Source organism: Vibrio aestuarianus, from assembly GCF_028858425.1.
Lineage (GTDB): Bacteria > Pseudomonadota > Gammaproteobacteria > Enterobacterales > Vibrionaceae > Vibrio > Vibrio aestuarianus.
Window position 1 is genome coordinate 14,669 of sequence record NZ_JAKNYQ010000003.1, and the last position, 12,523, is coordinate 27,191.

General features: G+C 39.2%; 12 protein-coding genes. 3 read left to right on the forward strand and 9 right to left on the reverse strand.

The window, feature by feature from the left end:
• Nucleotides 1–123 precede the first annotated feature (123 nt).
• The 5 genes from MCT08_RS18555 to MCT08_RS18575 all read right to left on the reverse strand — a co-directional run bounded on the left by MCT08_RS18555 (nucleotide 124) and on the right by MCT08_RS18575 (nucleotide 4,584).
• On the reverse strand, nucleotides 124–1,080 hold the full coding sequence (locus MCT08_RS18555; RefSeq protein WP_274679104.1) for an NYN domain-containing protein: 957 nt from the start codon (nucleotides 1,078–1,080) through the stop codon (nucleotides 124–126).
• A gap of 247 nt (nucleotides 1,081–1,327) precedes the next feature.
• The gene (locus MCT08_RS18560; RefSeq protein ID WP_274679105.1) at nucleotides 1,328–2,065 is read right to left on the reverse strand and encodes an endonuclease; all 738 of its coding nucleotides are present in this window, start codon (nucleotides 2,063–2,065) and stop codon (nucleotides 1,328–1,330) included.
• Between the two features lie 542 nt (nucleotides 2,066–2,607).
• Nucleotides 2,608–3,126, reverse strand: a complete 519-nt coding sequence (locus MCT08_RS18565; protein WP_274679106.1) for a metal-dependent hydrolase — start codon at nucleotides 3,124–3,126, stop codon at nucleotides 2,608–2,610.
• The gene (locus MCT08_RS18570) at nucleotides 3,126–3,854 is read right to left on the reverse strand and encodes a hypothetical protein (RefSeq protein WP_274679115.1); all 729 of its coding nucleotides are present in this window, start codon (nucleotides 3,852–3,854) and stop codon (nucleotides 3,126–3,128) included. The genes MCT08_RS18565 and MCT08_RS18570 overlap by 1 nt, the downstream gene beginning before the upstream one ends.
• A gap of 7 nt (nucleotides 3,855–3,861) precedes the next feature.
• Complete coding sequence (locus MCT08_RS18575; protein ID WP_274679107.1) at nucleotides 3,862–4,584, reverse strand: hypothetical protein; 723 nt, start codon at nucleotides 4,582–4,584, stop codon at nucleotides 3,862–3,864.
• 959 nt (nucleotides 4,585–5,543) lie between these two features.
• On the opposite strand from MCT08_RS18575, the gene MCT08_RS18580 reads away from it, so the two are divergent.
• From MCT08_RS18580 to MCT08_RS18590, 3 genes are all read left to right on the forward strand, one after another.
• Nucleotides 5,544–6,620: a replication initiation protein gene (locus MCT08_RS18580; RefSeq protein WP_274679108.1), complete on the forward strand. Its 1,077-nt coding sequence runs from the start codon at nucleotides 5,544–5,546 to the stop codon at nucleotides 6,618–6,620.
• Nucleotides 6,621–7,226: 606 nt separating this feature from the next.
• Nucleotides 7,227–7,841 (forward strand): recombinase family protein, encoded by a 615-nt coding sequence (locus MCT08_RS18585; protein ID WP_274679109.1) that lies wholly within the window; start codon nucleotides 7,227–7,229, stop codon nucleotides 7,839–7,841.
• Between the two features lie 246 nt (nucleotides 7,842–8,087).
• Nucleotides 8,088–8,630 (forward strand): recombinase family protein, encoded by a 543-nt coding sequence (locus MCT08_RS18590; protein WP_274679110.1) that lies wholly within the window; start codon nucleotides 8,088–8,090, stop codon nucleotides 8,628–8,630.
• Between the two features lie 57 nt (nucleotides 8,631–8,687).
• On the opposite strand, the gene MCT08_RS18595 is transcribed toward MCT08_RS18590, so the two are convergent.
• The 4 genes from MCT08_RS18595 to MCT08_RS18610 form a co-directional block, all read right to left on the reverse strand.
• Nucleotides 8,688–9,317 (reverse strand): hypothetical protein, encoded by a 630-nt coding sequence (locus MCT08_RS18595; RefSeq protein ID WP_274679111.1) that lies wholly within the window; start codon nucleotides 9,315–9,317, stop codon nucleotides 8,688–8,690.
• Complete coding sequence (locus tag MCT08_RS18600; protein ID WP_274679112.1) at nucleotides 9,314–10,342, reverse strand: hypothetical protein; 1,029 nt, start codon at nucleotides 10,340–10,342, stop codon at nucleotides 9,314–9,316. Before MCT08_RS18600 ends, MCT08_RS18595 begins: the two co-directional genes overlap by 4 nt.
• Nucleotides 10,343–10,941: 599 nt before the next feature.
• Entirely contained in the window at nucleotides 10,942–11,079 is a 138-nt protein-coding gene (locus MCT08_RS18605; RefSeq protein ID WP_274679113.1) for a hypothetical protein, read from the reverse strand.
• Between the two features lie 629 nt (nucleotides 11,080–11,708).
• Nucleotides 11,709–12,523: DNA cytosine methyltransferase (locus MCT08_RS18610; protein ID WP_274679114.1), on the reverse strand; the 815-nt coding region annotated here is incomplete at its 5' end.

Below are 12,523 nucleotides of genomic sequence, written 5' to 3' on the forward strand. Positions count from 1 at the left end.
ATATTGCTTAAGTGAAGTATCGAAAGAATAGTTCAGTTCGGTGCAATGACTTCAGAAAAATTAGAGTGTTTAGAGTATTACCAGTGTCTTACTAGGTAGCCTATCAAATCTGAGTAACTTAGATTAGCTTTGCTTCTTAGTTTTATACTCAATATAAGCCTTAGCATGATCATAAACCCCTATAGCCCCTTCAGTTGTGCGAAGTGCATCAAGCGGTGTGTCCGTAGTTAAATCAATTAAGCCATCTACATGCGGTTTAGTACTCGTCAACCATTGCCATGACTGACTAAGGTTGTGAACCTTACCGAGCTCTTCCATAACAAGCGTAAACATTTCTGATTCAGGATGCCAAGATATTGGGATAGTGGCAGGCTTACGGCCATTAGGAACTTTGTGAGGCAGTTGGGATTTCTCTAACCACTCTTTGGTGATGTGTTTAACAGTCCAATCAGCTAACTCAGACAAAGTTTTATTTGCTCTTCGAGTCTCTTCATCATTTGGTTCATTGGCAGATTTTGTTGGGATAACAAGGCCAATTCTTACTTGGCTCCAGCCTTGAGTTGCGCGAATCTTATTGTACTCACGAACCTTTATCATTGATGCAGCAATATCAGTATCGTTGCTAACATAAACGATTTGTTCTAAATCTGTCTGTGTTACTACATCAAATAAAGCTTCAGTGGCAAGGTTTACATCACTCTGTTTTTCCTCAAGCTTCCAAATTTCAACTCTATCACAGTCTCGAGGAAGGGTATTCCCCTTAACTTGGTATGCATGAACTTTGTTAACGGCGTAGTACCCCTCGTATAAGCACAAGTCATCTCCCAAATGCTTTTTCAGAGCATTATGGTAAGTTTCTTGATCTTGAGTAGAGTTTGTGTCTAGCGCTGCTTTCTCTACAATTTTCGCTGTAAAGAATTTAATTCCTTGATTAAGTAGTTGAGGCGTAGAGTTTTCATGATAAACGCTGGGCAATATTTGACTTTCAAACAATGCTTTTAGATCCAGCCACTTGTACGGGCTTTTCTTTAAGCATCCGTAATAAAGGTTGTAGCCGTCAATATAAACTCGCGTATTCAATGTACCTATCGATCCTTCAAATACGAAAAAACCGACATGAAGTCGGCTTTTTCTTCCTACGAGATGGGGTCAAGCCTCGCCACCCACATAGGATTAGTTGTTGAATATGATACTAAACGATATAGCAGAAGTGTCAAGTTGTTTTGTTGGCTAAGTATGTTAGTTAGATATAACAAATAATGAATAACTACAAGTATTGAAAGTCGCTTAATGCGGTGTCCAGCCTGAGTAGATCTGAACCGTTCAGTCAGTTGATACCCAAACTAGTACAGCGAGATTTGACGATATTGTTTTCATTACCTTGCAAAGCAGCAATAGTTTTTGCTCTATCGCACTCCCACTGGTTCACTGGGTATTGTTTATCCCAAGCTTCCATTAATTGCCTTTGTTGTTTACTCATACGGTATCTAGGGTATGACTGCTCCATGTACATATAGGTTCTTGAAATGCGACCTCGCGCGCCCTCTGGTGGCTCGACTCTCTTGTTATCAATCTTCATGGCGCAGGTACCAAAGTTACTTTTCACACCTGGTAGCATAGTAAAGTTGTAGTTCTGTCTTAGCGCATTCACAGCGCCAATAGCAGGGTAAAGGTTAAACATGTCGGCTTGCATATAGCGATACTCCATATTCAATTTTTCCGAGCAACGCCGTCCTTTGAATGCCTTTCCTTTGTTATTGACACACTCCTCATGCCCTTCACGCCACTCAATAAAAGCACGCCCGAAATTCTCAGCAGGCACCACATGCTCCCACTCCACTTTCTTTGCACGTTTCACATATTTGGTTGTCTCAAACCCTTCAGGCGGGATGATGTTTTTTTGACTATCAAAGCTTGCTCCGCAATAAATGGTCTCACGGTGTTGTTGGTACACCTCTCTCTCCAGCATTCGCTTTGCCTTGCTAAAGGAATCATTGGTTTGATTTGCCGATAGCACCGGTAATGCAAATAGTAATGATAAAGTGAAAATGGATAGGTTCTTCATAGCGATATTGCGTCCTTGTCACCTCAACACTATTTGAGTTGAGTTCTGTCACCGCGCTAATAGCTCTCAGCACAGCAACAGCTTATAGAAAACTCCATCATAAGAAACATTGCATCAATTCGCTATGACTCTCGTTGTGTATTTTCTGGTATGTGTTTCTTCAATTTATCATATAGCTCTTGGATTTCTTTGAAGTAGGCATATTGTTCGTTGGTCATCATAGGTTCCTCCTAACTTCAATTTAGTAAAACATAAATTACCTAGACACTCACTTAGTGAGCATCCAGTCTCACAGGTTCAGATCAGTGTAACAGTGAACCTTTTTAAACAATTCTGGTTAAAACCAGCCTCATTTTTGCCATCTAAATAAAACTTTGGTATTCATTACTCGAAATCAGGGTAATAATGGAAGAGGGCGAGAAAACACTAAAACAATACTAATAACTACAAGATCAATAACCAGATCAATCAACGTAAACCCTTAAATTCAGCCTCAAAAATCTGTCAATGTTCAGCCTGAACATTGACAACCATGAACCTCATTAAATTAATCTAAATCGGTTCTTTTTCCACTCAAACGCATCAATTAATCCACGCTCATACATGCCAGACCAATCATAAAAAAATGGTGCAAACCCTTGACCACCAATGGCCTGAGACAAAACAATACAGATAATCACCACCACTGCTGATATGGCGTATTCCACTGGATCACCAGTTCTAAAACGACCACCAAAAAGGTGAAAACGCCTGTCACTGTAGGGCGAAAAAGGCACACCTGAAACAGTCATGGCATCAGTAAAAATATGGCTCACCCCACCCCATGCAAACGCCATCCCTATCCCGTGATAATCCCATACAAGTGTGAAAGCGATAGCAGCGATCAGCCAATGCGTGAATATATGAGTTGGCCCTCGATGCTTTATATGGCCTCTCGTGACTTTGATAATATATTCAAACCAGTCAGGCGCGGTCGCACCGGCAATACAAATAGGTACATGAGGCGGTGACACTACGGCACAAATCGCCCCTGCAATAAGAGTATGATTTAGCCATTTCATTATTTTTTTTCACTCGCCTGGATTCTTGGCAAAAAAGCGATCTTTTGCAGATAAGTGTTCATGTTATCAGTATAACTAGACTCACACATGGCAACTAAAGCCAAACGGTGCTCCACAATTTTGGCTTCATGTGCCAATACGTCTCGATGCGTTGCTGCCACTTTTTCAAGTAAGGCCACTTGTTCTGATACGGTTGTGACTCCTTGTTGAACACGCAGCTGTGAGCGCGCCTCTAACGACAAATACAGCCCCATCAGACGGTAGGCATAATTACGTTCCGCTAACGCTTGAGTAAAGCTTGCCACTGCGGTTGCTGTCGCGGTTCTTCGTTGGTATTCCCATTGGCGCTCTCTTGATTGTTCGGTGGTCGAATAGAGTGGCATTTTCCCTACAATACCAATGTAATGCTCCGAGATTTCAGGCCAGTCATCGCTATTGTATTCATCGATATTCGATTTCATTCCGGCAACTAAATTAAGGTCTATTTTAAATTTGCTCTTCTCTGGGTAGCACTTCAAAACTGTATTAAAAATAACATCGGGGTCAATAAGAGGGGCTGGCGATAATGCAGGAGTCGAGGTGTTATAGTGCGGAGCGCCTCCTTTTAAGGTAGGCAGTTCATAAGGCTTAATTTCAGGAGGGGCTATCTCAGGTTCATTCCAAGGCAAATCTATACCCCAAGAATTGGCGTAAGAATCAAATGAACCAAATAAAAAAATAAAAAACATAGCGAGTTTAATCGGCACGTGTTGATCTCCGCCCCGTACCAAGCATCTGTAGGCCACCCAATACTGCACCAGCTTCCCAAGCACCGGCGACAACACACATTGCCACCATAAACCAAATAAGCGCTTTAGTGGTATCGTAACTCACCTCACTTTCTAAGTTGGTTCGTTGCGGGTTCGCCCGTTCAACAATAGGCCGGATGGAAGGCGGTAGGCGACCTTCTTCACTCGCTGTCATCAACCAAATCTTGGTCGACATAAGGCACTTACGCACTATCTGAGTTTTTCTTCCCGTGAGTTTATGTGCATCATCAACAAACAGCAGTGTTTGAGTATCAAGCAAATACTCAGAGAGTAGGTCAGCTTTCTGTTGAAGATTAAGTTTATTCCACGGAACAAAATCAGGCGATTCCCCCTCTTTGTTAAGGTGCCAATTACCAATACCTTTTACTTCAATCCAGCTCGATAACGGCATCAAACCTTCCAGTAAAACAGGTTGTGGTTTTGCCCCCCAGATAAAGTGTCGATTGTCACGAAGACGATAGAGCCAACGGCTCTTCCCCGAATCATGTGCTCCGGTAATCAATTGACACTGTGTCCGGCGCAAGCTGGTTTCTTTTCTATCTGAACTGGGGGCAAATTTTCTAGGAGCATCAACAATAAGCGGTGTCATGTATTGGGTACCGTCTTTTCTTTGCCGTTTATGGTCCGTTCTTAACTTCAAAAATCGCATAAAGCTTCCTTATGCGAAAAGAATACAAGTTCAAATAGTCACTATCCATCTCATCAAAGCGAGTTGCGGGATACAACAAAGTACAATGTAAACATGTTGTCGAATAGGTATAAAAAAACGAAATGGAGATCAATACTGGGGCGCGAGTAACAAGTGAAACTTCCGCGCAGCAAAAAAAAATTTCGACCAGAGGAAAGGGGTAAACAAAAACATTAAGGTAGGTAGGTGACAAATAAAGGGTAGGGGAACGAAAATAACGGTCATTTATTCCGTACAAGTAAAATTTAGGCGAGCGAAAACTATGACGGGGCTGGGTGATGCCATACAAAAACGTTAGCCTCAACCATGCTCTATCAATAGTTGTCTGATTATTGGTTTTAAATATTGTGTTTTATCAGGCGCGTTAATTTGTGACAGATTAATTAGGGCTGGGCATAGTCACTTGGTTCGCCACTCCATAGCAGGTTGAGTCGTCACACTCTTCCATTTCTTTTCTGGTCTGTGTACTTACTTTACCAACCTAACAGAAAAGCAGGATATCACCCGAGATACCTGTTTATCACCTAACCATCAAACACCATTGGCTAAGTGCGTCCCCGTCAAGACGACACAACATTCTCACTTACTCTTTTCTTTCATTGCAACAAGCACAATGGCCACCCGTTTATTTATTGTCGCCGGCGTATTTCCCGCAACGACTAGGTGAATAAGCACCTTATTTTTACCTCATCAAACTAAAGTGAAAAAAGATCAATATTCACCAATAAAAGTTGATATATGAGATCCATAAACCGATTATTTTTTATTATTGATCTTATCAGTTTCATCAATAAGTGCGGAGTCTCGAAGCGTAGAAATTAATTCCAATTTTATACATAACACAATTCAGGTAGTAGGATAGAAAAACCACCTAGATTATGTAACAATTAACCTAGATTATGTCTGATGAGAAACTACATATGAGTGATGAAGAATATTACTATCCAGTTGTAAGCGATAACCTACCAAAACATATTAAGAAAGGTCATCAACTGGTATTCAGCCGCCAGGACCTATCTGCACGAGAAGCCGATATGTTTGCCCTTATGATTGCTCATATGAAAGAAGCCGATTGGTCAACAAGCACCCCTCATTATGAGTTCACTTCACATCAATTGTCAGAATGGCTCGGTGTTGAATCTAAACACATTGGCAGTAACTTAAGCCCAGTAGCGAACCGTTTAGCCAGTCGAAAAATAGGCATAAAAGTAGAATCCAAAAAAGGTGATACAGAATTTGATTACCGCCCTTTATTTAAGCATATAGCTTACAAAAATGGTGTGCTGACAATGGTTCCTAACGACATGCTTAAGCCAGAATACATTGAATACAATCAAGGCTTTGCTCTAATCAACACTCGAAATTTCTTTGATGTAAAGAAGGAATATTCTAAACGCCTCTATGAATTACTCAGTCGATTTAAAGATAAAGGCTTTGAAATGCACGCTCAAAAAATAGAAGAGTTAAAAGGCGTTTTTGGTTTGCTCGATGAGTCGGGAAAACTTAAAAAAGACAAAAGCTCATTCAAAAATAACAGTGTATTTATGAAGCGGTGTATTCGTGAAAGCATTAAAGAACTATCAGAGCATCCTCAGATCAATAAAGAGTTGCTGTTCTTAGATAGCGATAAAGGTGACAAAGGGTTTGAACTTATTAAGAAGGGCAAAACAATTATTGGTATAAAGTTCCTTTTCCGCTGGCTAAAGCTAGGCACCATAGACGAGCTCAACCAACATGAAGCAATGAAAACCATCAAAGAGCTAGAACTAAAACGATTGCAACATAGCATTCCCTTAAATGAAGCAGAACTGGAAGCTCTCGCTATTGCCTATCGCTATATAGGTAAAGAAGAACAAGCAATGAAAGTAGAAAAAAGCTTATCGAAACGCCACCTACAAAAAGACCAACAACTCATTGAAAAGGAACAAGAATCACTCGATTCATTACTCGATAAGATAAACACTTTATCAGAACTTAGTGATAATCCTGACTATTAAGTATGACAGTATTTAGGTATTTAGATCTCAAAAAAGACAATATTTAGGTATTTAAGCGTGATAAAAGACACATTTTAGGTGTAGTCACAGAATGTACACCTGAAAAGCGTTACCTAGCGATAATCACTAGGCGAGATACCTATATATTGTCTTGTGAACATATCAAAAACCTTAAAATCATCATTACTTGAGTAAAACAGGCCTAAAAACTGTCATATGTATACCTAATAAATGATCATATACACCTAAAAACTGTCACATATATACCTAATAAATGATCAATAACACCTAGAATATGATCACAAGCACCTTAAATGTGTTATTTGAACACCTAATACATGATCAATAACCCTTGTTTTTATATTAATAATCAGTGAGTTACGAGTTCTATAGTTCTTATAGTAGATATACTATTTATAGTAATAAATAGTTAAATATAGATCTTATAGCCTGTGTGGATAAGTGGGAAATCAAAGATTTACACACTTAACCACGACAGCAACCAAGTTTCTTTTTTCATTCTCTTTTTTCAAAGGTCACATTTTAGGTATATTACACTTTAATAATTCCTTTCATTGCTATAACTATTACAACCAAGGAGGGAACATGGCCAACTATGCATATCTAAGAGTTTCATCAGATAGCCAAGACGTTTCAAACCAGAAACACGGGATATACGAATACGCGAATAAGTTTGGGATACCTAACCTATGTTTTGTCGAAGACGTTGTCACTGGAAAAAAGAAATGGCATGAACGAAAGCTAGGGCAATTAATTGATGGATTAGAAGTTGGTGATAAATTGATTTTTGCTGAAGTCAGTCGGATAGCTCGATCAACACTACAAGTTCTTGAAGTATTAGAAGTATGTATCGAAAAAGGCATCAACGTATATATAGCCAAACAGAATATGCAACTTGATGGTTCCATGCAAGCACGTATCACCGCAACTGTTCTTGGTCTAGCGGCCGAAATAGAGCGTGAGTTTATATCGATGAGAACAAAAGAAGCGCTAGCAGCGCGCAAGAAAAATGGAATTGTACTGGGTAGGCCAAAGGGTCAGGCTTCAACTCTTAAACTCGATGTAAAACGTGAGCAGATAGAAAAGTACTTGGCCATGGGATTAGGAATTCGTCCGACCGCTAAACTGATTGATGAACCAGCAAGTACGTTGAGGGATTATGTGAAACGAAGAGGCTTAGGGTTGGTCCATTTGGAATAGGAGATATTCTATTTTTAAGTTATTAATTTTGTAAAATTATTTTGTGTTCTTAACGAAAAAAAGTACGACAAATATTATTCGGTTGTCGATTAATATACTAACGTAAGAAATTGAGTGTCCATAAAGCTGTACCTTTGTGAACATCGTTGGCTTTATCTGCCTGGTTGTTCAAAAAGTCTTTAAATTCCAAAGTGAACATGTACACTAAGTTTATGTTATCTTAATGTTCACTTTAAGGCTCTTCTCATGAAAATTGGTTACGCCCGTGTCAGCACTCAAGATCAAACACTCGATGTACAGCTTGAACAGCTTAAAGCGATTGGTTGTGAAAAAATTTACCAAGAGCAAGCGAGTGGTAAATCCTCCGATAGAGAGCAGCTTAACAGATTGTTGGACTTTGCCAGGGAAGGGGACGTTATTCACGTCACCAAAGTAGACCGTATTGCTCGTAATACTATTGATGCATTGCAAATTGCCGATCAACTAGCACAAAAGAAGGCTGGCTTGGTCTTTCATGACTTAGGCGATCTGGATATTAACAGTGATGTAGGGCGAGTTATCTATACCACCATTTCGGCGTTCGCAGAAATGGAGAGAAAACGTATTTTACAGCGCTGTAACGAGGGCAGGGAGCGCGCTAGAGCGGAAGGGAAGCACCTCGGTCGATTTCCTGATAAGACGCTTCATCAGCGCATTCATGAGCTTACAGAGCAGGGGATGAACAAAAATAGGATCAGTAAAGAGCTAGGATGCAGCCGAACAACCGTTTATAAGGTTTGCAAGGAATGAACAAAGCTATCCTATATTTTTTGGGGCTTTAAGACTAAAATATAGGATTATTTGCTACTATTCACTATTACCCTTCATCGAGACTAGATGCTCCCATCGAAGCATATTCATTACGATCATGTAGATATTAAATATAAATGACTTTAACTGCATGAGAAGATGTATAAAACTACAGCCTATAATGATGTAACTTGTTTTTATTATGATTTGTTTGATTTGTATAGAGTATGGAAGTAGATCAATAATATGGCTAAAGAAACCGTTCTCTTGCCCTAATAAAATGATGAGGACGTAAACTACAGAAAAAAATATATAAGAAATAAACACTTTAATGAATACAAAAAAATTGTATTTTAAAGTAGGTAACTTATATCTCTTGTTAGGATGATCCATCATCGCTAGCATCATATCTGGTTTAGTTAATGTGGCAAATATAGTGAAACCAGCAATAAGAAAACCTAAAGTTGTAATTGCGTAGTTAAATCCGAAAGAAGCCCAAATTCGGATGTCAGAGACTAATATGGACGTATTTTCTTCAAAGAGATAAGCGTTGATGCCTAGTCCCAGGGCAACAAGCAACACCATAATTATCTGCAGCTTACTAGGGAATATTAAGAATGCTTTTTTGTATATATCCCAAAGAGATTTTTCTTGAGTTAGCTCCCTGGGATCAAACTTGTAGGTCATCTAAACCGTCCGAATATCTGCTTTATAGCTGATAAAGCTGTTTCTGATACGGTTGGTATTGCGATAACCCCAGTAGAGCTGAGCCCGTGAAATAGTTTAAATTTTGTAGCTGCGGCTTCTTTAACGTCTCTAGAAATGTCTTCTAGCTCGATACTCAAGTTAAAGTTGTCATTATTTCCTTTCAGAGAGTCGCCAAACTTATCAACACCGGAAAGATTAACTGTGGAGTTTCCTAAAGCGGTCGCTGTCGTCGTTTTGTTAACAACTTGAGCATTATTTAGGCCGGTTGTATTGTTAGTAAACTCAACTTTAGCCGTTGAGTCGCCACCCATTTCCTCACGACCTAAGTTAACCGTAGCCCAAAAATCGTCGTTATCAATTTCTTCTCGATTTGTTGGTAAAAGTTTGATACTAAGCTTACTAATAGTTTTAAATCGACTTACAAAATCATCTAAATTTTCTTTATCGGGCAAAGGAGTAATGCGAAGAAATGGTGGAGGGGTCATTTCTTTTAAATGTTTTTTGGTTACGCGCTTAAACTCTGGGTTTTCGCTCCGTTCTTTATTGGTATTCTCACTAACCCTACCTATAAACGCATTGTAGGCTTGCATTAGGCAATATTGGCTTGTTGATTGAAAGTTTTGAATTGTTGGTGCCCCTGGTACTTCACGTGTCAGTATCAATCGGTGATTGTTTAAAATTAGTAAAAATGTAGAGCTTGGCGCAGACTCCATTTCGTCTTTATCTGCAATCAAGTCACCTTCTTTGAAAATTTGGTCACGACGTAGTTTTGTGTTTTTGACAATTCGACCTGCTATCCCCAATATCGGATTAAAAGGGTAGTCATCAAGCACAATCAGTTCCGTGTCTAAAAAGAAATATTGAGTATTTGTCCCATGACTTTTGACATATTTCATTTCATGAAATGAAGGCATCACAACCTCATCAAACATATCTAGAAGTACTTTTTTATCACCAAATTTTAATGTGTAATTACCAAACTCTAAACGTCTTACAAATGACACTGCTGAATACCATTTCAAAAAAAATATGTACAATAATATCATTATTATCTGCACTTACATGATCAACTTATCATAAATTAATTAAACATTTATATTTTTATGGCTGATCTCAGCAAGAGCGAATGTGGCCTTGTTAAACACTCCAGTCAAAACTTGCCACTTCTAAGTGGTGAAAACGAAAAAACATGTCATGGCCTAAAAACGTGACGCTGCGCGACACGGCCCATCACATAAACGTCATCACCACTCAGGCGGCAGCGTTTTGTCTTCCGTAACAAGGCTGCTTTAAAGATCTATTTTCAACCCCATCCCCCAAGCTTGGGGCTATCAGTTCAAGTTCAACATAATGTGGAATAATGCGAAATTGCACGTGCCTAATCGTCAGCAAGCTGCCGGGCACTGAGCAACATCAAGCATTATTGGACATTATGTTAAATTTTCACCACCGCACTGAAAAACGTGCTCTAAGGTAGCCAGCAAGCTGGCGCGGTTTTTCTGCCTTGCCCAAAGGCACGGGCAAAGCAGGGCAATTGGCTAACGCATCAAAACACAAACAACGTGTTTTAATACGGGGAATTCTTCACATATATTTTATTTTTTTATGTGGATAGTTTTTTGTTGGCCGTATCGGCCAATGCGCGTGCCCCCGGCACTCGGCCAGCCCTCTTCTCTCTCATTCGTTTCTTTGTCCATTTAGCTCCGGGCTGCTGTGTTTGTGTTCCAATGGCCTCTGCCATGCTCTAGTACTCTCGGGTACCAAGTGTTTAATTAGTTCCCAATTGTCCACAAACACATACCACATCCCCCTCCCACCCAATGCTGCGCCCCGTTCTTTGATATGACTAGTTTTGTGAGTGCTGTTGCTATATAGGCTTAATAGCCATTACCACTTGTTAATTATTGGCGCAGCGGTGGTCGTGTCGTGGTAGTAATTACTTTTTCAATAATTTAATATAATTATTGGTTTGAATTATGGTGTTCAACTTTTGAAATATTGTATTTTTAAGTTAAGTAAACAAGGATTATATCTCGATGTAGCAGGTTCTCAATATGATTTTTTATAACACAAATTCAATTAAATTTATTACATCGAGATGCATTTTATATCTAGACAAAACAAGAGATTATTCATTCTCAGCGTCTGTTGTAATAAAAAATTGAAAAGCGGGAACCAACAAAAACCGAAGCTTCTAGGACAATAAACGTTCGAGTATTCTATGCAGATTACTCGAACGTTTATTATTTTTATAATCCTTTATCTATCGAAGAGCGTTCTTTATTAATTGCGAATGCTACAGATTTCTTAAAAAGGAAAACCACGATTAGATAGCGACTTCCTTATTTTTAAGTAAACAAATAAATCGTATTACATGTGATCTTTTAGCAATTTTGCTACAGCTCTAAATACTGGAACTACAACAGAATTACCAAACTGTTTATACGCAGATGTATCAGCACATACAATTCTAAAGTCAGTATCTGCTTCACTACGGTCAAACTCGGGTTTTTCAAAGCCCATTAATCTTGCACATTCACGCGGAGTTAAACGTCGTGGTGTTTTGTAAAGGGAATCAAACTCTGGCGCGTAGCGACCATGTAGCTCGTCATACATTCTCTCACCTTCTTTTAAGGCTAGCTTATACTCTTTATCACTTGTTTCTGGGTTTTCAGCTGCATATCTATCTGCAAAGCTTTTTGCTACGTTGTCACGCTCTAAGTTCTTGCGGATAGCGTGCTCTTGGTTATCCAATAAGTATTCTGATTCAAGCCCATCTTGGTTAATTAAGATCTCTGAACCATCTTTGTAATAACGAGCTGAAAGTGTTCTTGATACGGTATTAGGGGTTCTTGGGTCTACTAAGCCAAAGCCAAAGCCATTACCTTTTGCTTGATGCTTCAGTGCATAGTGGTACAGATAGCTCCAAAGGTTGGGAGTTAATGTGTACTTCTTTTTTTCTTCGTCATTTAGTGGACATAGTATTTCAGCGAAGGTATAGCATTTCTGTGGTTTTTCAATGTTACGCAATGACAATGTTGCCAAGCTTGGTTTGGTTTCTATTAGATCCTTACGAACTCCTATCAACACTATGCGTTCCCGATGCTGCGGAGTAAAATGAACTCCATCTATCACTGTTGGCTCAGGTTTACGTTTACGAACTTTTTTAATAGCCTCTTCGATAT

Coding starts and splice junctions, on each gene's coding strand:
- MCT08_RS18590 (WP_274679110.1), top strand. CDS start 8,088: ATGAAAATTGGTTACGCCCGTGTCAGCACTCAAGATCAAACACTCGAT.
- MCT08_RS18595 (WP_274679111.1), bottom strand. CDS start 9,317: ATGACCTACAAGTTTGATCCCAGGGAGCTAACTCAAGAAAAATCTCTT.
- MCT08_RS18605 (WP_274679113.1), bottom strand. CDS start 11,079: ATGGCAGAGGCCATTGGAACACAAACACAGCAGCCCGGAGCTAAATGG.
- MCT08_RS18580 (WP_274679108.1), top strand. CDS start 5,544: ATGAGTGATGAAGAATATTACTATCCAGTTGTAAGCGATAACCTACCA.
- MCT08_RS18575 (WP_274679107.1), bottom strand. CDS start 4,584: ATGCGATTTTTGAAGTTAAGAACGGACCATAAACGGCAAAGAAAAGAC.
- MCT08_RS18570 (WP_274679115.1), bottom strand. CDS start 3,854: ATGTTTTTTATTTTTTTATTTGGTTCATTTGATTCTTACGCCAATTCT.
- MCT08_RS18585 (WP_274679109.1), top strand. CDS start 7,227: ATGGCCAACTATGCATATCTAAGAGTTTCATCAGATAGCCAAGACGTT.
- MCT08_RS18560 (WP_274679105.1), bottom strand. CDS start 2,065: ATGAAGAACCTATCCATTTTCACTTTATCATTACTATTTGCATTACCG.
- MCT08_RS18565 (WP_274679106.1), bottom strand. CDS start 3,126: ATGAAATGGCTAAATCATACTCTTATTGCAGGGGCGATTTGTGCCGTA.